This is a genomic window from Xenorhabdus sp. KK7.4 (genome assembly GCF_963876465.1).
Classification (GTDB): domain Bacteria; phylum Pseudomonadota; class Gammaproteobacteria; order Enterobacterales; family Enterobacteriaceae; genus Xenorhabdus; species Xenorhabdus stockiae.
In genome coordinates this window covers 47,705-71,593 of sequence record NZ_CAWNQF010000066.1, presented here as the reverse complement: position 1 = coordinate 71,593, position 23,889 = coordinate 47,705, and the positions used below count along the sequence as shown (strand labels likewise).

Sequence of the window (23,889 nt, the reverse complement as noted above, 5' to 3'; positions counted from 1 at the left end):
TTATTTAATAACTAAATATATTTTTTTACCCGCCTTGTCGGTGCTGTGTTTGCCGGATCATCGGGCCATAAGTGTTTTGGATAACGCCCTTTCATCTCTTTTTGCACTTCACGGTAAGCCCCCTGCCAGAATGCTGCAAGATCCTGCGTGATTTGCAACGGCCGCTGAGCCGGAGACAATAGCTCAACAACGACAGGTACACGCCCTTTTGCCACAGCCGGATTTTGCTGTTCCCCGTACATTTCCTGCATTTTTACGGATAGTACGGGGGGTTTATCATAAAAGTATTCGATACCGATCCGGCTTCCGGTTGGCACAGTGTAATTAGTAGGCAATTCATTATCCAGTACTTGCCGTTGCTGCCAGTCAAGTAAACTCACCAGAGCAGCTGACAGTTCAACCTGCTGCAAGCCTTTCAAATTTCTCACACCTTCCAGCACCGGTTGTAGCCACTGTTCAAGAGAAGCCAATAACGCTTCATCATCAACCGCAGGCCATTGCGTTTCCGGCAGCCATTCCTGCGCCCGCTGTAAACGAACACGCAGCTGCAATGCTTCCTGTGACCAGTTCAGCGCTACCAGACCTTCCTGCCGAACCCAGTTCAGCAGAGCTTCCTGCAATTCGGCATCTGAAGGTTTTGCCAAAGGCTGTGATCTGACTGTCAATCGTCCACATTTCAGTCTCTTCCATGCCCGCAAAGTTCCTTTATTATCATCCCATTCAATAGCTGTCTGTTCTGTAAACAAAGAAGAATATTGCCGGATGATTTGCTCAATATCTAATGGACAAGCAAGCAAAATATGTGCATCCGGCATCTTATTACCCTGCTGCAATAAAGGAACCACCAGCCATGTTTCCCCCGAAAGCGGCTCCTCCCGTGCAAGCATAGCTCCCAGCCCTGTAGCCAGTTGGAATCGCCCGAGATTATCACGGTTTTTTGCAATTCTGTCGGGGAAGCCCTGTACCAGTAACTCAGGTATATACTTCACATTACTATCGGCAGCATTTGCCATATTATTACCCGCCAGTTCCCTGAGTAACTGTTTTGACCGTTGCTGCCAGTTCGGTTGAAATGTGTTAAGGCAATGAGTGAGATCCCACTGTCCCCGGCGCGGTGGTTCTTCAAGGATTGCAACAAGTTTTGCTGCTGTTGCCAATATTCCCCGATCTGAATCCTGCCTGTCATATTGCTCTTTAGCTAGACACAACATGGCGGCTAAGCGAGGCTCACAACCCGATTCTGTCATTTGCCAGCCACGGGCGGTTAACTGCTGCTTATCATCCAGTGCTCCCAGCCGTACAAGCAGAGTACGGGCAACAGCCAGTGCGGCCTGTGGTGGATTATCCAGCCAGCGTAGTTGAGTACTGTCACGGCATCCCCACTGTAGTAACGAAAGCAGCAAGCTACTCAAATCGGCGTGCAGAATCTCAGGTTCACTGTGTTCCGCTGCCCGTTCAGCCTGCTCCTGACTGAACAAATGCCAGCAGACACCCGCTTCCAGCCTGCCGGCTCGCCCCGCCCGCTGCACCATTGATGCCTGACTGATACGCTGGGTAATCAGACGGGTTAATCCTGTCCGAGGTTCAAACCGGCTGGTACGTTCCAGACCACTGTCCACCACCAGACGAATACCTTCAATAGTCAGGCTGGTTTCTGCAATATTGGTCGCCAGTACAACCTTACGTTTTCCTGCCGGAGCGGGCATTATCGCCATTCGTTGGTCTGTTAACGATAACGCGCCATATAGCGGACACAATAATGTATCGCTACCGATTTTTTCTTCTAAGTAAGTCTGCACCCGCTGAATTTCCCTCACACCGGGTAAAAACAGCAGTAATGACCCCGGCTCCTGCTGCAACAAACGTAATACTGTTGACGCCACTGATTGTTCAAAAGGCAGATGAGCAGGCAGGGAATGATAACTTCTCGTTACCGGATAACTACGACCTTCGGAGACCACAACCGGTGCTTCTGGTAATAAAGAAGAAAGACGCTGGTTATCCAGCGTTGCAGACATCACCAGAATACGCAAATCATCGCGTAACCCTTCCTGTACATCTAACAACAGTGCTAAAGCCAGATCGGCCTGTAAGCTACGTTCGTGGAATTCATCAAGGATAACGAGAGAGACATCACTCAATTCAGGATCCTGTTGCAACATCCGGTTCAGGATACCTTCTGTGACGACTTCAAGACGTGTGTGAGCACTGACTTTTGTTTCCAGACGCATCCGGTAACCCACCGTTCTGCCGACAGGCTCATTCAATTGTTCTGCCAGACGCTCCGCAACACTGCGTGCCGCAATACGCCGGGGTTCCAGCATGATGATCCGCCCACTAAACCGTGACTTGTTGAGAATTGCCAGCGGTAGTCCGGTTGATTTTCCGGCACCGGTCGGGGCATGCAGTAATACCTGTTTTGAAGTTTCCAGCTGAGCTATGACTGAATCCACAACGTCATAAATGGGTAATAACAAAGGTTCACCATAATGATTAACTTTCAATGAGTGCCATTGTAGCATTAGCGACTTTAATTTCAGTTTCCGTTTAATTTTAGTTCATGTGACTCCGTGCAGGTTAAGTCATGATGAAACTGTTGGTTCAGGTATAAAGGAAAGTTTATGGAATTTTCACCACCGCTAAAGCACGCTACATTAATTCGCCGTTATAAACGTTTTCTGGCCGATGTTCTGACTCCGGAAGGTGAAACGCTGACCATACACTGTGCCAATACCGGAGCAATGACCGGATGCGCAACACCGGGTGATACTGTTTGGTATTCCACCTCTGATAATCCAAAACGTAAATATCCCAATAGCTGGGAACTGACACAGACTCAGGACGGGCACTGGATTTGTGTCAATACCCTCAGAGCCAACGATCTGGTTTTTCAGGCCATTGAAAACGATCTCATTTCAGAATTATCCGGTTACGAAAAAGTCAGCCGTGAAGTGGGCTATGGAAAAGAGAAAAGCCGGATAGATTTATTGTTAGAGTCAAAACAAAAAGTTAACTGCTATATTGAAGTGAAATCAGTCACCCTGTTGCAGGGAAATAATGGTTATTTTCCTGATACTGTGACAATTCGTGGGCAAAAACATTTACGTGAACTATCATTGATAGCACAACAGGGACAGCGGGCTGTCCTGTGCTTTGCCGTGCTACATTCCGGCATTAATCACGTTATGGCAGCAAAACATATTGACCACGATTATGCTTTTCTTTTGGAACAAGCATGCAATTTAGGGGTCGAAGTAATCTGTTACGGGGCCAGCATGACAGAAAACAGGATGGTTCTAAGTCACAAATTGCCTTTTGTATCAATGGGATGATTTGTAAACAGATCATGCTGATGAGGTGAGTTTTGCAGCATATTTAGGCAGTAAACACGGCTGTCTTCACACCATTGCAAAACTAATGGTAGGAATAATTGCCAACCTCGCAGTCATCTGCTATTTATAGCGGCCTATTTTTTTCCCCCTACTGTCAGGGGGCTCGTTTGATAGTGCGTGTGTAAGGAGAAGCATTATGCAAGAAGGGCAAAAACGTAAAACCTCGTCCTTGAGCATTCTCGCCATCGCTGGGGTAGAACCTTACCAAGAGAAGCCAGGCGAAGAATACATGAACGATGCCCAGTTAACGCATTTCAAGCTCATTCTGGAAGCATGGCGCAATCAACTCAGGGATGAAGTAGACCGTACTGTATCTCATATGCAAGATGAGGCAGCGAACTTCCCTGATCCGGTTGACCGTGCGGCGCAAGAAGAAGAATTCAGTCTTGAATTACGTAATCGGGATCGTGAACGTAAGTTGATCAAAAAGATCGAAAAAACGCTGAAAAAAGTCGAAGATGATGATTTTGGCTTCTGTGAATCCTGTGGGGTTGAAATCGGCATCCGTCGTTTGGAAGCGCGTCCTACAGCTGATTTATGTATTGACTGTAAAACGTTAGCTGAAATTCGCGAAAAGCAAATGGCTGGCTAATGGGTAGGTGAGTACGGCGCTGAAAGGCGCCGTATATACCTTTCATCTGATCCTGACATGACTCAATCTGAATCCGAACACTCCTCATTATACGTCGGGCGTTTCGCACCATCCCCATCTGGCGATCTCCACTTTGGCTCTCTGGTGACAGCTCTGGGTAGCTATTTACAGGCCCGTGCTCACCACGGCAAGTGGCTGATGCGTATTGATGATATTGATCCACCACGGGAAATTCCCGGTTCAGCGGGTAGAATACTACGTGCCTTAGAGCACTATGGGCTTCACTGGGACGGAGAAGTGCTGTACCAGTCCCAACGCCATGAGGCTTATCGGGCGATACTTGCTCAGTTGCAGCAGCAGGGAAACAGTTATTACTGTACCTGCACCCGCCAGCGCATTCATCAGCTGGGCGGATTTTATGATGCTCACTGCCAGCATCTACAACTGCCTGCCCATAATGCCGCTATTCGCCTGAAACAGGATCACCCTGTGTATGATTTTTACGACAAATTACAAGGTAATGTTACCGTACCGGTAAAAATGGCTGAAGAGGACTTCATTATTCATCGCAAAGATGGATTATTCGCCTATAATCTTGTCGTTGTTATTGATGATAACTATCAAGGCATCACTGAAATTGTCAGAGGAGCAGATTTGATTGAACCTACGGTTCGCCAAATATCCTTATATCGGTATCTGAATTTTACAACACCGGATTATGTACATTTGCCTCTTGTATTAAATAAAGAGGGAAATAAACTTTCCAAGCAAAATCATGCAAAACCGATCCCTCTTGATGATCCACGTCCATTGCTGGTGGAAGCGTTATCATTTTTAAACCAGCCAACGATTGCTGGCTGGCAGGATATCACCACGGAACAACTGCTAAAGCAGGCAATTATTGGCTGGAATATAAATCATGTTCCGCCTCAGGACATAATCAATGGACAATTTAAATAAAGTGTTTCTATTGATACTGCAAGCATTCTCAAAGAATGCCCAGTAAGTTATGATTAGCGGCTGTTTTTGTTTTAATTTTATCCGTCACTATCGAGGTGTACCATTTTTAACCGAGTAGCAACTTTCTGCCGTAATTTGCTGATCCGCGAAACCAAGATAAAACGCGAAATACAGGCAGCCAGTGAAAGGCCAGTCACCATATCTGACCATCCTGCTCATAAAAAGAGCAGCACTCTGCCTAAACGCCGCAGAGTGAATCGCACATCTTCATCAAATGCTGAAAACATCAAAATGAAGAATAAATCCGGAAAGGCAAAACCTTCTGATTCCCCAATTGCCGTTATTCCACGGGAACAGCATTCTATTTCACGTAAAGATATCAGTGATAATGCATTGAAGGTTTTATATCGCCTGAATAAATCGGGTTTTGAGGCTTATTTAGTCGGCGGCGGTGTCCGTGATTTACTGTTGCATAAAAAACCCAAAGATTTTGATATCGCGACCAATGCTACCCCTGAACAGGTTCGCAAATTATTCCGCAATTGCCGTCTTGTTGGTCGTCGCTTCCGTCTCGCTCACATTATGTTCGGGCCGGATGTCATTGAAGTTGCCACATTCCGTGGGCCACATGAACAAGTTGAAAGCAATGATCGTAATCAGTCTCATAAAGCCCAGAGCGGAATGCTATTGCGAGACAATATCTTTGGTTCTGTGGAAGAAGATGCTGCACGCCGTGATTTTACAATTAATAGCCTTTATTACGGGATTGAAGATTTCGCATTACGGGATTATGTCGGTGGAATGGCGGATCTGGAAAAAGGGATCATACGCCTGATTGGTGATCCGGAAACCCGCTACCGGGAAGATCCAGTGCGGATGTTGCGTGCAGTCCGCTTCGCCAGCAAGCTCAACATGACCATCGAAAAGAACACGGCTGAGCCAATCCCTCGTCTGGCATTTCTGCTACGGGATATTCCGTCAGCACGCCTGTTCGAAGAGTCCCTGAAGCTGCTGCAATCAGGGCACGGTTACAGCACATATAAACTACTGTGTGAATACCAGCTGTTTGAGCCACTATTCCCGTTAATCCAGCGCAGTTTCACCCAGTCCGGTGATTCGCCGATGGAAAAACTGCTGGAACAGGTATTAAAGAATACCGATTACCGTCTCCAGAACGACAAACGGGTCAATCCGGCTTTCCTATTTGCGGCAATATTGTGGTATCCACTGATTGAACATGCCGAGAAGCTGACTCAGGAAGGGGGCTTACAGTATTACGATGCTTTCGCCCTGGCCATGAATGATATTCTTGATGAACAGTGTCGTTCTATCGCCATTCCTAAGCGTCATACCACAACAATGCGTGATATCTGGCTGTTGCAGCTTCGCCTGCCGCGCCGTCAGGGTAAACGGGCAAATAAATTAATGGAGCACCCGAAATTCCGGGCAGCCTACGATTTATTAGAATTACGCGCCAGCATTGAGCCACGCCATGAGCTGAAAGAACTGGTACATTGGTGGACAGAATTCCAGCAATCTACCGCATCACAGCAGCGGGGCATGATCTCCGAGCTTGGCAGCGAGCCTGTTCGTCGCAGAACCCGTCACCGCCGTGGCAACCACCTTCGTCATAACAGGAACAACAACTAGTATGACCCGGGTTTATATCGCCATTGGCAGTAATCTGGCCTCCCCCTTGCAGCAAGTTAATAATGCACTTGCTGCACTTAAATCGATCCCTGATACAACGTTTATTAACCGTTCCTCATTTTATCGGACTAAACCTATGGGGCCACAGGATCAGCCTGATTACCTCAATCTGGTTGTTGCATTAGATACAAACTTACAACCGGAAATATTGCTTGATCACACTCAGGCAATAGAACTGGCACAAGGTCGGGTCCGTAAAGACGAACGTTGGGGGCCAAGAACGCTTGATTTAGATATTATGCTGTTCGGTGATCACATTATTAATACTGAACGCCTGACCATTCCCCACTACGGTTTAAAACAGCGTGAATTTATGCTTTATCCGCTGGCAGAAATAGCCCCGGATCTTGTGTTTCCTGATAAAGAAACATTAGCAGAACGATTAAAACATGTTCCAGAAAATGGCCTGACGTTTTGGTTGTAACACAGCAGTTTTGTACCCAATGAATTTCAAGTTGTATCGCGGCAGCAAGGGAATGACAAATTCGTCGGCAGCGAATTTGCCCAGCCAACAAAGAGACAACATAAAAGACGACGGGTATACGAAGGAAAAGTAACGCAATATCTCATACAATCATGGCCTATTTCTGGATAATCAGAACCTGTTCCAGCGGGTATCAGCTTAGATACCCGAATGGACAAGGCTCTATACCCAACAACGGGTATGAATATTCAGGAGATAACAATGAAACCCACATCTCTGGCTCATCTTAGCCAGTTAAAAAAAGAGAAACGTAAGTTCGCAACAATTACAGCCTATGATGCCAGCTTCGCTCACCTTTTTGCTGCACAGGGCATCAAAGTCATACTTATTGGTGATTCACTCGGCATGACCATTCAGGGGTTTGATTCCACCTTACCGGTTACTGTTGAAGATATTGCCTACCACACCAAAAGCGTCCGCACCGGCGCTCCCCAGACTTTTCTCATCTCAGATATGCCTTTCATGAGCTACGCCACACCGGAGCAAAGCTGCAATAATGCGGCTGAATTAATGCGTTCGGGGGCCAATATGGTCAAAATTGAAGGCGGAAGCTGGTTGTGTGAAACAGTAAAAATGCTGACTGAGCGCTCTGTGCCTGTTTGCGGACATCTGGGCCTGACTCCACAAGCCGTTAATGTGCTGGGAGGTTACAAAGTTCAGGGGCGTGATGAAGCGACAGCTCAGCAACTGCTCGACGATGCCATCGCTTTGGAAAAAGCAGGCATGCAGCTATTAGTGCTGGAGTGTGTACCAACAGAATTGGGCCGTAAAATCACCGAAGCGCTGGAAATTCCGGTTATTGGCATTGGTGCGGGGAACCATACAGATGGTCAGATCCTCGTTATGCATGATGCTTTAGGCATTACCGCCAAACCACCCAAATTTGCTAAGGACTTCCTTAAAGAGACCGGCAACATACGAGATGCCATCAGCCTGTACATCGAACAGGTAGAAAATGGCACGTACCCTGACCAAGCTCATTCATTCAACTGATTTATACCCGCGAGATTTCCAGAAAAACACTAAGTTTTCAGAAAAATAACGAGTATAACCCAGCATGATTGCTAATTATGACTGCTAATTAAAGGAGTAGAGCAATGCTGATCATAGAAACAATCCCCATTTTACGCCGTGAAATTCGCCGTTGGCGTCAGGCAGGAAAACGAATTGCCTTTGTCCCTACAATGGGTAATCTGCATGATGGTCACATGGCTCTGGTTGATACCGCCAAGGCTCAGGCTGATGTGGTAATTGTGAGTATTTTTGTTAATCCGATGCAATTTGATCGCGAAGATGACTTAGTCAATTATCCGCGTACCCTACAGGAAGATTGCGAAAAACTGAGCCGTCGTAATGTCGATATAGTGTTTGCTCCCAATGCCAACGAAATATATCCGCATGGCTTGAATGGCAGCCAAACTTTTGTTGAAGTCCCTGAACTCTCTCATATGCTTGAAGGTGCCAGCCGCCCGGGGCATTTTCGGGGAGTCACCACGGTTGTCAGCAAACTGTTCAACCTGACCCAGCCGGATCTGGCCTATTTCGGTGAAAAAGATTTTCAGCAGTTACAGATTATCCGCAAAATGATCACTGACATGGCTTATGATATCACTCTGGTTTCTGTGCCTATCGTCCGTGATAAAAAGGGACTGGCTTTAAGCTCACGCAACAGCCTTCTCTCTACAGAAGAGAAAAAAATAGCGCCACAATTAAACCAGATTATGCAACGTGCCGCCGAAAAACTGAAAAGTGGCGAGCGGAATATTGAACAACTGCTTGAGATAATATCCACGGATCTGCGTGAAGAAGGTTTTATACCGGATGAACTGTTTATCTGTGATGCAGAAAATCTGCAACCCTTGACTCCACAGAGTAAAAAAGCGGTGATCCTGATGGCAGCATGGTTAGGCAAAACACGCCTGATTGATAATCAGCAGGTTGATTTAACCGCTTAATTTTGCTTCGAGGATGTGTATCAGCAGTCGCGCCGACACGATCCACATCCTCATATGAAAACAGCTGTCTGACTGGTCGTTATCCAAAATCAGCACTAGTAAACGCAATTTTATTATTTAATATTCATAAACCAGCTTTGTTATCTTTCTATACCGTTATCCCCGTCTCTATCAATGCATCCGGTTAACAAGGAAAATCAAGCATGGCACACAAATTACGCTTTAGCAGTTTACTGTTATTACTCGCCCTTTCTGGCAATGCACTGGCTACACAACCTCAGCAAATTACTATTGGTTATCAAAAATCGAATATTTTTACATTGCTAAAATCCCGTGGAACACTGGATGATGCATTAGAAAAAGAAGGTATCAAGGTACGCTGGGTAGAATTTCCTGCCGGGCCACAAATGCTTGAAGGGCTTAATGTTGGCAGTATCGATTTGGCATCAACCGGTGATGTTCCCCCTGTTTTTGCTCAGGCAGCAAGAGCCGATTTAGTTTATCTCGCCTACGCCCCTGCTCACCCGAAAACCGAAGCTATTGTGGTTCCGAAAGACTCAGCCATTAAAACTATTCAGGACCTGAAGGGAAAACGCGTTGCGCTAAACAAGGGTTCTGATGTGCACTATCTGCTTGCCGCGGCGCTGGAAAAAGCCGGATTGAGCTATAAGGATATTAAACCGGTTTATTTACCCCCCGCCGATGCCCGTGCCGCTTTCCAGCGCGGAGCCATTGATGCCTGGGCTACCTGGGACCCTTTCCTGTCCGAAGTAGAAATCAATACCGGAGCACGCCAGATAACTAATGGTGAAGGGCTGGTACCTCATTACACGTTCTATCTTGCCAGCCGTAAATTTGTTGATACCTATCCGCAAACAGCGGAAAAAATCATTCAGGAATTAGTTGTTCTCAGTGACTGGGCAAATCAGCATCCTGACGAAGCTGCTACCATTCTTGCTAACGCCACGAAACTTGATAAAGCTATCTGGCAACGGACGCTTGCACGTTTTACTTATGGTGCTGAGCGGATGACTCCGACTGTTTTTAACCAGCAACAGGTTCTTGCTGATACCTTTACCCGTCTCAGATTATTGCCTGTAAAAATAAATGTTCGTAGTGCAAGCTGGTCTTTAGATAATATTCCGGTCAATACACCATAGTTGGCCGTCTGATTGGGGTCTGAAGTCATCCCTGACGAGTACCCTGATAGATCCGAATGGCCATCATCACTATTCAGTACGACGAATCCACAGCCACACCGATTGATAAGCCCATTTTTACGTTTGCCAATGCTCCCTACACAGGGAGCGGCAACGGATGCCTGAATTATCCCTTTCAGTCTTCATGCTTGATTATCTTGCTTATCCACGATCTAGCACTTTTATTCAGCATACTCTTTCTGAGGTTCCTCTGTGACAGGCCGCTCAGCGCCCCCAATGCTTTCACCAAAAGCGCCTGCTTTGGCAGAACGGAGCGCTGAATTCGCCTTGTTTACCTGCACTGAATCTGTTTTCAGCAATGGCATTACCAATTCGGCAAACCGATGTGCTTCTTCGAGGTGAGGATAGCCGGAGAAAATAAAATTACTGATCCCCAATGCCTGATATTCGCGGATCCGTTCAGCTACCTGTTCAGGGCTTCCGACCAATGCCGTTCCTGCACCACCACGAACCAGACCAACACCAGCCCATAAGTTCGGCGCAATCCGTAAATTATCCCTTGAACCCTGATGCAGTGAGTTCATCCGTGCCTGTCCGGCAGAATCCATCCGGGAAAAAATTTTCTGAGCCTGAGCGATAGTCTCATCATCCAAATGAGCAATCAGGCGATCAGCAGCAGCCCATGCTTCCTCTTCTGTCTCACGGACAATAACATGCAGACGAATACCATATTCCAGCGTCCGGCCTTGCTTCTCTGCGCGCTCACGGACCTGTTGTAGTTTCTGCGCAACCAGTTCAGGTGGCTCTCCCCAGGTCAGATAGGTATCAACCTGTTGTGCTGCCACATCAAGCGCATCTTCAGAGGAACCACCAAAATAGAGCGGAGGGCCATTTTTCTGGATAGGTGGAAACAATAATTCTGCCCCTTCTACCTGTAAATGTTTCCCCTGATAATCCACTTTTTCACCCGCCAGCATACGGGAATAAATATCAAGAAACTCACGGGTCAGCTGATAACGGTCAGCATGGCTAAGGAAAATACCATCACCTTTATTTTCCACCGGATCACCACCGGTCACGACATTAATAAGAACCCGCCCCTCAGAAAGCCTGTCCAGCGTGGCAGTCATTCTTGCAGCGAGTGAAGGTGGCTGTAATCCCGGTCGTACCGCGACCAGAAAACGCAGATTACGGGTGACGGGTACCAGAGCAGAAGCCACCAGCCACGGGTCTTCGCAGCCTCTTCCGGTTGGGATCAAAACACCGTGATAACCAAGGCTATCCACAGCCAGAGCAATTTGTTGCAGGTAAGGAAGATCAACAGCACGCCCACCTTTGGCAGTACCTAAATAACGCCCCTCACCGTGGGTAGGTAAGAACCAGAAGAGATTAATGTTACCATTGCCATAAACTGTCATTGTGTTTTCCTTGATAGATAGTGTCGCGGATAGATTTGTATTTATTTTTCTTTTAGATGATTGCTCGTAATGATTACGATGCCTGATTATCTGGCTGCACTCTCAGGGTTACCCGTTTTACCGGAATGCAGCCAATCCGAATGGCGATCATGCTTCCCCTGCTCACCCGGTGCCATAATCGCCTCAAGAACCTGAGCTTCTAATGCTGATAACGTTGGCATCGTAATTGTTCTGGGACGTCCAAGAGGGATCTCCAGATCCATACCGATCTCCCCCTGCTCTATCAGTAAGATCCGATCTGCGATCAGAACGGCTTCATGAACATCATGAGTCACTAAAATGACGGTAAACCCATACTGCTGCCAGAGTCGCGTTAGCAACTGCTGCATTTCCAGACGGGTCAGGGCATCCAGTGCGCCAAACGGCTCATCAAGCAATAATAAACGGGGGCGGTGAATCAGCGCGCGAGCCAAAGCCACACGCTGTTTTTGCCCTCCCGACAATGCCGAAGGCCAGTCATTCGCTCTGTCAGCCAGACCGACAGCTTCCAGTACTGCCAGTGCTTCCGGTTTCCAGTTACCGCTAAGACCCAGCCCGACGTTATCAATCACCTTTTTCCAGGGAAGCAGACGCGCATCCTGAAACATCATCCGTACTTCACTTTCAGATGCACTCAGGGGATCACCGTCAGCACTCAGACTACCTGCGGAAACAGACTCCAGCCCCGCCAGCAGGCGTAGTAACGTGCTTTTACCACAGCCACTACGTCCGACAATAGCCACAAATTGTCCTTTCTGAATGGATAAATTAAGAGATTTAAGGATTTCACGCTCACCAAACTGTTTGCTGACACCCTCCAGAGTAAGACTTAACCCTTGCTGAACTAACGACAGATGCTTCATGAGTTTCTTCCTCCTGTCTGCCATGACGGATGCCAACGCAGTAACCAGACTTCTAACCCATATGCCACCATATCAGCCAGTTTACCCAGCAGCGCGTACAGAATAATCGCCAATACCACAATATCTGTCTGCAAAAACTCACGGGCATTCATCGCCAGATAACCTATTCCGGCATCAGCAGAAATAGTTTCAGCAACAATCAGGGTCAGCCACATTAAGCCGAGTGAAAAACGGACACCAACAAGGATCGAAGGCATTGCTCCCGGTAAAATAACCTGCCAGAACAAACGCCAGCCATTGAGTCCATAGTTACGAGCCATCTCAATTAATCCCCGATCAAGATGGCGGATCCCATGAGATGTATTAAGGTAGATAGGGAAGAAAGTCCCCAGAGAAACTAAAAATATTTTGGCACGCTCATCAATACCAAACCACAAAATAACCAGCGGGATCAGTGCCAAATGCGGAACATTACGCAACATCTGAACTGTGCTATCCAGCAAGCGTTCCCCGGTTTTTGACAACCCCGTTATCACCCCCAATGCGAGTCCACAGCTGCCACCAATGGCAAACCCACTCAAAGCACGCCAGGTACTGATATAAAGATTGCTCCAGAGTTCCCCGTTTTGCAGTAACGTCCATCCTGCTTGCAGTACCTTTTCAGGTGGGGGCAATATACGATCCGATAGCCAGCCTTCATAACCAGCAACTTGCCAGCACACAACAAGTAATCCCGGTAGCAACCAAGGCAGGAAACGAGACTTAGATAACGATGTCCGGTTACCACCTAAAAAGAAAATACGCATAGAAACCCCACTTATGCAGCCAGGATCAGAATCAGTTATTTCATTTTTAAATCTCGAAGCGAATGAAGAGAAATAAATATTTTTACTTTGTAAATCTAAAAAGTGGCAATAGAACGCAACACACAGCGTGTAATGCGCGACAGGTATATTACGATTGGTTCATGATTCACAATTTATTTATTACTTAAAAGAATAACTTTTATAATTAAATTATTTACTAGCCAGAGAATATATTTCTATATTGACGAAATATTTTTCTGACAACCTTGGTGCAATGAACTTTCAACAACTAAGAATTATCCGTGAAGCAGAACGCTGCCATTTTAACCTGACGGAAGTGGCAAAAGTGCTCTATACATCACAATCAGGCATTAGCCGTCATATTCGCGAGTTGGAAGAAGAGTTAGGTGTTGAGTTATTCATTCGTCATGGTAAGCGGTTCCTTGGGCTGACAGAGCCGGGTAAAGAGATGCTGATCATAGCACGCCGCATACTTAATGATGCTGACAAGGCTCAACGATTAGCTGAACACTTTACCGGGCAGCATCAGGGAGTACTGACTATTGCCACTACTCATACCCAAGCCTGTTATAGCCTTCCCCAAGTGATAAAAGTATTCCGTGAAATCTATCCGGGGATCCGGTTAGTACTTAATCAGGGTTCGCCCACAGAAATCATGAAAATGTTACTTAACGGTGAGGCAGATATTGGTATTGCATCAGAAATGCTGACCCAGAATAGCAATATTACTGCATTCCCATGGTTTGACTGGCATCACTCTTTACTGGTTCCTGCGGAACATGAACTGGTCTGGAGCCCTGATATTACATTGGAACAACTGGCAACTTACCCATTAGTCACTTACCGATACGGTATTGCCGGGCGTTCTCAGATTGATAAAGCATTTCATAATGCGCGGCTCAACCCAGATATCGTCCTCAGTGCGCAGGACTCTGACGTAGTCAAAACTTACGTAAAACTGGGGCTGGGAATCGGAATAGTTGCTGAAACTGCCAGCCAGCATAGCCTTGATCCAGATTTAGTCACACTCAAGGCCCGTCACCTTTTCTCCCCCAACACGGTCTGGATGGCAGTTAAACATGGCCAGTTACAACGTGACTATCTCTGGGAATTCATACTACTGTGTAACCCTGATTTATCGCTGGATAAAATTAAAAACAGCGTCGTTGCAGGTAATAAAAATATTCCGACCTGGCTTGATTTTGAAATTTGAGACATTGGAAAGCCCTTAAAAATTAGCTAATTTTTAAGGGTAAGCAAAAAACCATCATCTCCCGGCAAACGGAATATACTGCCAGCCTCCATCTCATTACCCAGTACTGCCTGAACCCAAACGGTACCATCTGCCAATCTGAGGGAAGAGAGGATCATTCCGGTTTTACGCCAGCGGGAACCCAACTGCCATTCTAATTCACTCCCAACCGCCGGAAGATAACTGGAATCACCGGCCAGCCAATACATGGCCCGTTTGTTAACACCACGGTATTTGGTACGGGCAATCGTCGCCAGCCCCATGTACATCCCTTTTTCAAAACTAATACCACCTTCAATATTGTGGAGATTAACAGCCTGAGGAACGAGCTGTACGCTGACAGCTGCCTCAATCACTGGAAAACCGGCTTCTATATCTAATGCCAGCCACTGTTCACTACCACTTAGCTGCGCCGGAAATTTTTCCATTAACTCTTCGGCCATCACAGTATCTGTAATTAATAAAAATCTCTCCTGCGGTGATGAAAAATAAAGTAACGTAGTCGCACCATGCTGAATAACCGTATTATTCACATCTGGTAAACCAGGGAAAAATACTGCCAATGCAGTCCGGCAATTTTCACCCGCAACCCCCAATAACGAACTTTCCGTTTCTTCAGCCACCACAACTTTAGAGAACACCGCATATTTCTTTAATTCAGCAAGCTGTATCTCAATTACACTGCGACGCTCAATATAGGCATATCCTTCATCACGATGAAATAACCTCAGACTACTCCACATTTTTCCTTTGGCATCACAGTGAGCCGTCAGGACATGCTGGTTTTCAGCCAGAATATTGATATCGGCAGTCAGTTGCCCCTGAAGATATTTCTGGCTATCCATCCCCGTAACAGTAACCAATCCCCAGTCATTAAGAGAAATAAGTGTCAATGGAAGCCTGGCTGAATGCACTGGGAAAAGGGAAGGTGACTTCGGAAGAATTTGGCTGACCATAATGGCTCCTGTCGATAAATATTCTGTTTATATCCGTTATATTTCAATAACAGTCATATATTGAAGAAAAAAACCAATAATGCTGATAGGCACAGATGAACTGAAAATAAAAAATACAACCCTTTTCAAAATATGGAATAACAATACAACCTTTTTAAATTTGACAAAAAAATAAAATGTCACTATAAAACCTCTAGTTAACCTGAGGTCAATAGAAATGGAAAAAAATAAGCATATTGATATTAATAGGGCATTAACGGTTGGAGAAGTAGCAAAACGTAGTGGAGTGGCGATATCAACACTGCATTTTTATGAATCGAAAGGATTAATAAAAAGTTCACGTAATTCAGGAAATCAGCGCCGCTTTCCCGCTGTTGTACTGCGTTACATCGCAATTATCAAAGTCGCACAAAGCACCGGCATCCCATTAAAAGAAATACAGAAAGTCCTTAGCCAATTCCCTCCTAACAGTAAACTGACAGCCGAACAATGGCGCATACTTTCCTCACAATGGCGGGATACGCTGGAACAACGCATCACAAAATTAACCCATCTACGCGACTATCTGGATAGTTGCATTGGCTGTGGATGTCTTTCTCTGACAGAATGCCCGTTGCGCAACCCAAATGATATTCTGGGAGAAACGGGAACAGGAGCAAGAATGTTTGAACAAGAATATGACTGACGTAAAAAATAACTTATCAAAAAAATTATCTTTTTTAATAATGGAAGATCTATTTTTGACTCAATAAACCCATGTTATTTATTTTTTTATTTTATATCATCCTCTGTAATTAATTTATCAGGATTTTATCTCCCTACTCTATTTTCCTGAAATAATTTTAAATCTACATAAATTAATACCATTTTATTCCGTTAAATTTCTTCGGAGCACATAATGAAAAATATTTTAAAAACATCATATCTCGCAATGACATTAGCACTAACAGGTCTCATAACAACAACAGCGACCCCCACCGCATTGGCCAAACCTGCTGAGCAACCTGTAAATCAGGTGCCTGGTTATTACCACCATATGTTCGGTGATTTAATGGTGACAGCTGTTTATGATGGCTATGTTGACCTTTCTCCTTCTTTATTGAAAGGGCTTGATATCAACAATATCAAAAGTCTGATTACACGGATGTTCCAGATTGAAAATAAAGAGGGTATTCAAACCGCAATCACTGCCTATCTTGTCAACACCAAAGAAGGTTTGATATTGATTGATGCGGGTAGCAGCAATTGCTTTGGCCCTACTGCGGGAAATATTGTGAATAATATCCGTGCCGCTGGTTATCAGCCAGAATCGGTTAAAGCAATATTGCTGACACACATGCACCCGGATCACGCCTGTGGCATCACCTCCCCGAGTGGTGAAATTGTATTCCCGAATGCGACCCTATATATTTCTGAGGAAGAAAAAAACTTCTGGCAAGCACCTGAAACCATCGCTTCAGCCACTGAAATAAATCGTTCATTCATCACTCAAACATTGAATGCCATCGAACCGTATGTTGCTAAAAAAGCACTGCGTACTTTTCAAAGCGGGGAGAACATTATCCCCGGTATCAAAGCAATATCGACTTCTGGTCATACCCCGGGGCATACTTCATACCTGCTGAATTCAGGTAAAAATAACATGTTGATATTAGGGGATATGATACATTTTTACGCAGTACAATTGGAACATCCGGAAGTTTCGATTGAATTTGATATAGATAACAATAAAGCCATTGAAGCACGTAAATCGATCTTTAAAAAAGCGTCAGATGAAAAATGGCTAATTGGTGCCGCTCATTTGCCATTCCCGGGGATAGGTCATCTTCGTCAGAATCAACAAAAATATGACTGGGTTCCTGTTGAATATACAACCACTCTAAAAATTAAATAATTAATAATATAATGGAGGGAGAAATTTCGAGCTTTCCCTCCATGAATAAATAATAAAACAATGAATTTTTAATCAGCCTTCTGCTTTTCTGATCGCTTCATCCAAATCATTAACAGTGAGATCAGCATTAATATATTCACTATTATCTGGCAAATGAATATTTATATTCTGTTTTGGCTCATAACTTAACAGACCACTTTGCAACTCAAAATCAAAAACATGCCCACCATTTTTTCGTTCATCATCGATAAAATGAATATGAAACCCCGCAACAGAAATACCGTGAAAAATATCAGGCGTCCAAAAACCAACCAACACACCAGAGACATTGTGTAATGTTTCTTCTGATTGTTCGACAATCGCTTCAATAAAAGTCTTATATGGTTTTTTCTGATAATTAGTCCGACGTAGCCAGACCTTTTTAAATATTCCTTCAATTTTTACAGCAGCAAAAATATTATCAATATTTACCTGAGCCGACAATTCTGAATAAAGATCTTTTTTGCTGATATCCGAAACGGGAAACTGCTCACTGGGATTAAAGTATGTCAACTGAGCAAAAGGAAGCTGGTCATACTCACTAAACCGACGTACATTACCTGCTCCCTGAATTTCAAAAAAGGTGTCATCCAGTGCGATCATTTCACCTGCCAGCGCATGTGAGCAACCAATACCAAATGAGCCGCCTTGACTGATTTCTGCTATTGCAAACATTCCATCAAATACCCCTGACATCAAAGCATGCATGGTGGAATACTGATTTATAATCAGGCTCTTCATATGGCCTCTCCCTTGCTATTATCAGCAATTTAAAATCTATTGGTTATATTAGATATATCTTAGATAGATCAAAATAATAACTTTAGAACATTGTCATGTCATAGATTAATATCCTTAGCACTAAGTCATTGTCAAGATAATTATATTTTCTATTGGATTATTTAATCCCCAATAAAAAACCATAAACAAAACAACTTAATTTATTTTATCTTAATATTTTAGTAATTATATTTAATCAGTGTAAATACTGATGACATAACATGCTGTTTTAACTTCAACTGATATTACTCATTTATACATTTATCTGAAAATAGATTAATTTATTTTTATATTACATTTTGAGTAAAAAATTACCACTATTAAACTGAGTTTTATATTCACCGTATAAATAGATTAAAACTATTGCATACCTCCTTATATTATTAGTATTATCAGCCGTATATTTAATTATCGTCTTTATTTTACGGATTATTCATGAATAAAATTTGTGTATTATTACTCTCCGCTGTGATGCTTTGCAGCGGCTGTGCGACTATCGTTGGTGAAAAGACTCAGCTTGTCCAAATTAATAGCCAGCCTTCTGGCGCAGAATTTTCAATCAAAGATGAAACCGGTCAGGAAATTACACGTGGTAACACCCCACAAAGTGTCATGCTGGCAAAATCAACCGGCCACTATTTTGGCGGTAAGACATATCAAATTACCTTCACAAAAGAAAATTTTCAATCTGTTACCCTGCCATTAGTCGCTAAAGCGAATGGATGGTATATCGGCGGGAATTTCGTCTTTGGTGGTTTAATTGGCTGGCTGGTCGTTGACCCTTTCAATGGCGGTATGTACACACTGCACCCAAAAGCAGCCAATGTGACACTACCTGCATCCAAGACACTATCAGACATCAAATAAGTCAAAATATGGCGATTTAAGTCGCCATATTCATTCCGGTTACTTATGAGGGTAATGAATAAGATTATGGATAACCACAACCTCATCACCTGAATTCGCGTAAGCATGGCTGCAATCAGCAGAAAAACGCATAGATTCACCGGATGAAACTTTATGCCATTCATCATTGATACGCAGATCTAACTCTCCATTAAGCACAATAACATGCTCTACGACACCGGACTCATGAGGAGTAGATTCACTTGAGGCTCCTGGCGCTAATTCTATCTTGAATAAATCGATGAAAAATTCATCATCAAAAGGAATGAGCGGTTTTACACTCATACCTGAATTATTTTGTTCAAAGCTTGGTAATTCATTAAACCGATGTAATGCAGGCTGTAGCTGAGGCTCTGTTCCTTCCAGAAAAGTAGAAAACGCAACATTAAAACCTGTTGCAATTTTCCACAATGTAGACACTGTCGGACTTGACTGACCTCGTTCAATTTGCCCAAGCATTGCTTTACTGACGCCAGTCAGCTTAGCAGCCTGACTGAGACTCACTCCTCTTGAAGCTCTTAATAACTTAAACGTCTCGGCAATTTTAGATGTGATATCACTCATTGGTGCCTTCTCAAAGATAAATACATGATTGAATGCTATAACGGACGATGATATTCTCACCATCGTCTGCTATAACATCCGATAGGTGACACCCTATGCCTAAGCAATCATTTTTTAGGGATCTCTCCCCATCAACCCTCGTTACAGGTTTTGTTGCAATATTAGTTGGTTATGCTAGTTCAGTTGCAATCATTCTCCAAGCAGTGACGACCATTGGTGTTGAACCATCACAAATTGGTGCCTGGTTAGGTATGCTTGGCGTCGGAATGGGGATCACAACAATTGGATTATCACTTTATTACCGCACACCCATTCTAACGGCTTGGTCAACACCGGGAATTGCACTCTTGGCAACACATTTCCCGCACACTTCAGTCAATGAAGCCATTGGCATTTTTGTCTTTGCATCAGCATTAATGCTGATATGCGGTGTCACCGGATTATTTGCCAAGCTAATGAACTACATTCCGCACTCCATCGCAGCCGCAATGCTTGCCGGAATATTACTCCGTTTCGGCTTGGATGCTTTCTCAGTGCTGCAATCCAACTTTTGGCTATGTGGCATCATGCTGCTTATTTACGTAATCTTCCGCCGTTATCTTCCATTATACGCAATAATCTCAACGCTTACGGCTGGGTTAATTATCTGTATTTTCAATGGAGATTTAAACTTAACAGGCAAAGACATCCTGTTTTCCATGCCTGAATTTGTCATGCCAAAATTTAACATCACGACACTGATTGGCGTAGGTATTCCATTTTTTATCGTCACTATGGCATCACAAAATGCACCGGGAATTGCAATCCTACAAGCTGCGGGCTATCCACCCCGTACATCTCAATTACTTATCTGGACATCATTAGTGACAATCATACTGGCTCCTTTCGGGGGATTTAGTATCTGTATTGCAGCAATTACAGCGGCTATTTGTATGGGAGATGACGTCCATCCCGATCCAGATAAGCGATATATTGCCGCTATCAGTGCAGGATTTGTTTATTTACTGGCCGGGATTTTTGGTGGAGTCATTTTCTATCTATTTAGCAGTTTTCCAGCTTCATTAATAAAAATTCTAGCTGGTTTAGCCTTATTAAGTACTTTCACCAACAGCCTAAGTCAGGCAATAAAGGATGAAAGTGCAAGAGATGCAGCAATTATCTGTTTTTTAATAACAGCATCTGGCGCAAATTTACTGGGTATCAGTTCAGCATTCTGGGGGCTGGTTGGCGGAATTATTACACACCAGATATTTAAAAAAAGACTCTGAGGTAGAGTAGCATTGAAATCTAAATGACTTAGTCCTCATATTGCTAAATATGCCAGATATTAATTTGGCTATTTACATTTAGGCGTGATCCAACCTAAATATTAACTTTTATTTTTAATAAATAGCTGGATATTATTATGTGATTCCAGCTCTTATTTCTAAAATCATCTTTTTTGTGATCTATCTCATGAAATGCAAATGATCATGGTTCTATCAAAACTACCATTTTATTTTTTGTATTATTATCAGTAGATTACAGATATAAACACCTTTTCCTTATGGATATTAATCGGTTCTATGCACTAATCATATCCGCTATATAAAGATATTGTTTTTCAACCGCAATCATTTTAATTTTTTACACTGCCATTGTCAGATGTCGTTTTTTATTCCACTTGATTTTATTTGGCCTTTACCCATCCGGTATTTATTATTGCCTTCCATTTTTTATCACAGTTCCGCCGATATATTTGGATAACAGCGTCCCTTCAATTTATCGAAAAACAAAGGATTACATCCTTAATTGACAAATTTATCAAAGACAATTTGAGTTAAATTTAACTCTTGTGCCCGAATGTTATGGCCTGCGTTGTTATCAGGCAGGATGGCCTATTACATAACATTCCATCATCTCAGGGAGACAGAATAGATGTCAGTGAAAAAACACGCCACAACATTAAAGAAAGGAAAAGCGCTGTTGGGGCAAGGACAGCAAACTGCACAAATGGCAAAACAGGCCAAAAGCCTGTTGACCGGGACAGGCGGTAATACTGCAGCCGGTGCCGGTAGCCTCATCAGTGGTGGCAGCTTTGCCGGTGGCGCGGGACAAAAAGCCGGGATGGCAGCCCAGACTTCGATGGGTAACTCATCGGCAGGCAAGCTGTTACAGCAAGCCGGTCAGGTATTGGGATTACTGGGTGGCGCTGACCCCAGCGGCTTGTTATTCACCCTGACAGCAGGCGGATTGCCGGCACAGACCTTTGTGGTTACCGACTTCAGCCTGAACGAACACTTCTCGCATCCCTTTGCATTAGAAGTGGGGCTGGCGAGCGCCATTCCCGCCATTAGTTTCCCGCTGGTGCTTGACCGCACAGCAACACTGACCATTCTGCAAAACGGTATCGAACAGCGCAGCATCACCGGCATCGTCACCCGCTTTGAACAGGGGAACACCGGACTGCACCAAACCACCTACCGGATGAGTATCCGCCCTGACCTGTGGCGTACGACACTACGACAGAACTCGCGCATCTTCCAGCAGCTCAACATCGCCAACATCATCACGACAATTCTCAAAGAACACAGCATCCGCGATGTGGTATTCAACCTGCGTCACCCGCACCCGGAGCGCGAATTCTGCGTACAGTATCAGGAAAGTGACTTCGATTTCCTGCAACGGCTGACGGCAGAAGAGGGCATTTTCTACTTCTTCGAATGCAGTAATGGGCGCAACACGCTGGTATTCGCTGACGACTGCGGCTCTGTGCCACCGGGCATACGCCTGCCCTATCAGCCCGGTGAGGCTAGTACGCTGGGTGAGCCCGCGCTCAGCAGCCTGACCAGCAGCGCTCAGGTCCGCCCGGCTCAGGTACAGCTTAAGGATTACACCTTCAAGAACCCGGCATGGCCAGCGGAATTTCAGCAACAGATGCGGGATGAAAACCTGCAACAACTGTACTATGAGCATTACGATTACCCAGGTCGCTTCAAAGATGAGGCTCATGGCAAGGATTTCACCCGTTACCGACTGGAAGCTCTGCGCAGCGACGCGGAGACCGGGCAAGGCAGCGGCAACGCCATCGCCCTGCAACCGGGCAAACTGTTCATTCTCGATAACCATCCCCGGCTAGACCTGAATCAGTCATGGCAGACCGTCTCCGCCAGCCACAGTGGCAGTCAGCCGCAGGCACTGGAAACCGTCAGCTCAGGCTCCGGCACAACACTGAACAGCCACTTCACCTTCATCCGCCAGAACCAGAACTGGCGTCCGGCTCCGCGGCCTAAGCCGGTGATTGATGGCCCACAAATCGCCAAAGTGGTCGGCCCAGCAGGGGAAGAAATCTTCTGTGACCAGTACGGGCGCGTGCGTCTGCAATTCCCGTGGGACAGATACGGCAAGAGCGATGACCAAAGCTCCTGCTGGATACGAGTCAGCCAGCCGTGGGCCGGTCAGGGCTGGGGCATGCTCGCTATTCCGCGTATCGGACAGGAAGTCGTGGTGGATTTCCTGCACGGCGACCCCGACCAACCGATAGTCACCGGGCGCACCTACCATGCCAGCAATATTCCACCGGGGAGCTTACCGGGCAGCAAAACCCAGATGGCTTTCCGCTCCAAAACCCACAAGGGACAAGGCTATAACGAACTGCTGTTTGAAGATGCCAAGGGCAGTGAGCGGCTGGATTTGCACGCACAAAAAGACATGAACACCAAAGTGCTCAATAACCGCGATACCCATGTACTGGCCAACCACAGCGAAACCGTGGAGAAAAACCAGACCATCAAGGTGAATGAGCACAAAAATGAAATGGTGAAAATGACCAGCACGGAAACCATCGGTATGGTCTATGCACTGACTGTCGGCACCAACATGAATACCACCGTCGGGGCCAGCCAGACTGAGCAGGTTGGCAGCCATAAATCCATTGCAGTTGGTAATACCCTGTCCATCAATGCCGGTGATGTGATTGAGCTGAAATGCGGTGCCAGCGTGCTGCGTATGGACAGCTCAGGCAAAATCACCATACAGGGCAGTGAATTCAAATTTGAGGCCAGTGGCCCGGTACAAATCACCGGTAAAGACATCGACCTGAACTAACAAGGACAGACT

21 protein-coding genes are annotated in these 23,889 nt (G+C 45.1%); 14 read left to right on the top strand and 7 right to left on the bottom strand.

The features are described from left to right. Positions 1-11: 11 nt before the first annotated feature. Positions 12-2,522, bottom strand: coding sequence for an ATP-dependent helicase HrpB (gene hrpB / locus AACS90_RS07935; protein ID WP_099122429.1), 2,511 nt, complete (start codon positions 2,520-2,522; stop codon positions 12-14). A 99-nt stretch (positions 2,523-2,621) separates the two neighbouring features. On the opposite strand from hrpB, the gene sfsA reads away from it, so the two are divergent. The 8 genes from sfsA (at position 2,622) to AACS90_RS07895 (ending at position 10,253) form a co-directional block, all read left to right on the top strand. Then, the gene (gene sfsA / locus AACS90_RS07930; RefSeq protein WP_099122428.1) at positions 2,622-3,332 is read left to right on the top strand and encodes a DNA/RNA nuclease SfsA; all 711 of its coding nucleotides are present in this window, start codon (positions 2,622-2,624) and stop codon (positions 3,330-3,332) included. Positions 3,333-3,528: 196 nt separating this feature from the next. Further along, positions 3,529-3,984 carry an RNA polymerase-binding protein DksA gene (gene dksA / locus AACS90_RS07925; RefSeq protein ID WP_099122427.1) on the top strand — a complete coding sequence of 152 codons (456 nt, stop codon included), beginning with the start codon at positions 3,529-3,531 and terminating at the stop codon, positions 3,982-3,984. 57 nt (positions 3,985-4,041) lie between these two features. Beyond that, on the top strand, positions 4,042-4,944 hold the full coding sequence (gene gluQRS, locus AACS90_RS07920) for a tRNA glutamyl-Q(34) synthetase GluQRS (protein WP_099122426.1): 903 nt from the start codon (positions 4,042-4,044) through the stop codon (positions 4,942-4,944). A 291-nt stretch (positions 4,945-5,235) separates the two neighbouring features. Further along, entirely contained in the window at positions 5,236-6,594 is a 1,359-nt protein-coding gene (gene pcnB, locus AACS90_RS07915) for a polynucleotide adenylyltransferase PcnB (protein ID WP_241538268.1), read from the top strand. Between the two features lies 1 nt (position 6,595). Further along, a complete protein-coding gene (gene folK / locus AACS90_RS07910; protein ID WP_099109975.1) occupies positions 6,596-7,078 on the top strand; it encodes a 2-amino-4-hydroxy-6-hydroxymethyldihydropteridine diphosphokinase in 483 nt (160 codons plus the stop codon). Between the two features lie 261 nt (positions 7,079-7,339). Continuing rightward, positions 7,340-8,131 (top strand): 3-methyl-2-oxobutanoate hydroxymethyltransferase, encoded by a 792-nt coding sequence (gene panB, locus AACS90_RS07905; protein WP_099122424.1) that lies wholly within the window; start codon positions 7,340-7,342, stop codon positions 8,129-8,131. Positions 8,132-8,235: 104 nt separating this feature from the next. Further along, positions 8,236-9,093, top strand: a complete 858-nt coding sequence (panC, locus tag AACS90_RS07900) for a pantoate--beta-alanine ligase (protein WP_099122423.1) — start codon at positions 8,236-8,238, stop codon at positions 9,091-9,093. A gap of 203 nt (positions 9,094-9,296) precedes the next feature. Next, the gene (locus tag AACS90_RS07895; protein WP_099122422.1) at positions 9,297-10,253 is read left to right on the top strand and encodes a sulfonate ABC transporter substrate-binding protein; all 957 of its coding nucleotides are present in this window, start codon (positions 9,297-9,299) and stop codon (positions 10,251-10,253) included. 221 nt (positions 10,254-10,474) lie between these two features. Here the strand turns inward: AACS90_RS07895 and ssuD are convergent, their stop codons facing one another. The 3 genes from ssuD to ssuC form a co-directional block, all read right to left on the bottom strand. Further along, entirely contained in the window at positions 10,475-11,671 is a 1,197-nt protein-coding gene (gene ssuD, locus AACS90_RS07890) for an FMNH2-dependent alkanesulfonate monooxygenase (protein ID WP_099122421.1), read from the bottom strand. 86 nt (positions 11,672-11,757) lie between these two features. Next, positions 11,758-12,573, bottom strand: coding sequence for an aliphatic sulfonates ABC transporter ATP-binding protein (gene ssuB, locus AACS90_RS07885; protein ID WP_099122420.1), 816 nt, complete (start codon positions 12,571-12,573; stop codon positions 11,758-11,760). Continuing rightward, positions 12,570-13,379, bottom strand: a complete 810-nt coding sequence (ssuC, locus tag AACS90_RS07880; protein WP_099122419.1) for an aliphatic sulfonate ABC transporter permease SsuC — start codon at positions 13,377-13,379, stop codon at positions 12,570-12,572. Before ssuC ends, ssuB begins: the two co-directional genes overlap by 4 nt. 274 nt (positions 13,380-13,653) lie before the next feature. Between ssuC and cbl the strand changes: the two genes are divergently transcribed. Continuing rightward, complete coding sequence (gene cbl, locus AACS90_RS07875) at positions 13,654-14,613, top strand: HTH-type transcriptional regulator Cbl (RefSeq protein ID WP_099122418.1); 960 nt, start codon at positions 13,654-13,656, stop codon at positions 14,611-14,613. 26 nt (positions 14,614-14,639) lie between these two features. Here cbl and ygfZ read toward each other — a convergent pair whose 3' ends face one another. Further along, entirely contained in the window at positions 14,640-15,608 is a 969-nt protein-coding gene (ygfZ, locus tag AACS90_RS07870) for a tRNA-modifying protein YgfZ (protein WP_099122417.1), read from the bottom strand. A 217-nt stretch (positions 15,609-15,825) separates the two neighbouring features. On the opposite strand from ygfZ, the gene soxR reads away from it, so the two are divergent. Further along, entirely contained in the window at positions 15,826-16,293 is a 468-nt protein-coding gene (soxR, locus tag AACS90_RS07865) for a redox-sensitive transcriptional activator SoxR (protein ID WP_099122416.1), read from the top strand. A 213-nt stretch (positions 16,294-16,506) separates the two neighbouring features. Next, a complete protein-coding gene (locus AACS90_RS07860) occupies positions 16,507-17,502 on the top strand; it encodes an MBL fold metallo-hydrolase (protein WP_206601847.1) in 996 nt (331 codons plus the stop codon). A gap of 72 nt (positions 17,503-17,574) precedes the next feature. Here AACS90_RS07860 and budA read toward each other — a convergent pair whose 3' ends face one another. Further along, positions 17,575-18,282: an acetolactate decarboxylase gene (gene budA, locus AACS90_RS07855; protein ID WP_099122415.1), complete on the bottom strand. Its 708-nt coding sequence runs from the start codon at positions 18,280-18,282 to the stop codon at positions 17,575-17,577. 474 nt (positions 18,283-18,756) lie between these two features. On the opposite strand from budA, the gene AACS90_RS07850 reads away from it, so the two are divergent. Then, a complete protein-coding gene (locus tag AACS90_RS07850) occupies positions 18,757-19,188 on the top strand; it encodes a hypothetical protein (RefSeq protein ID WP_099122414.1) in 432 nt (143 codons plus the stop codon). A 39-nt stretch (positions 19,189-19,227) separates the two neighbouring features. Here AACS90_RS07850 and AACS90_RS07845 read toward each other — a convergent pair whose 3' ends face one another. Continuing rightward, positions 19,228-19,791 carry a helix-turn-helix domain-containing protein gene (locus AACS90_RS07845; RefSeq protein ID WP_099122413.1) on the bottom strand — a complete coding sequence of 188 codons (564 nt, stop codon included), beginning with the start codon at positions 19,789-19,791 and terminating at the stop codon, positions 19,228-19,230. Between the two features lie 95 nt (positions 19,792-19,886). On the opposite strand from AACS90_RS07845, the gene AACS90_RS07840 reads away from it, so the two are divergent. Continuing rightward, positions 19,887-21,059, top strand: a complete 1,173-nt coding sequence (locus AACS90_RS07840; protein ID WP_099122412.1) for a benzoate/H(+) symporter BenE family transporter — start codon at positions 19,887-19,889, stop codon at positions 21,057-21,059. A gap of 649 nt (positions 21,060-21,708) precedes the next feature. After that, a complete protein-coding gene (gene tssI / locus AACS90_RS07835) occupies positions 21,709-23,877 on the top strand; it encodes a type VI secretion system Vgr family protein (protein WP_099122411.1) in 2,169 nt (722 codons plus the stop codon). Positions 23,878-23,889 lie beyond the last annotated feature (12 nt).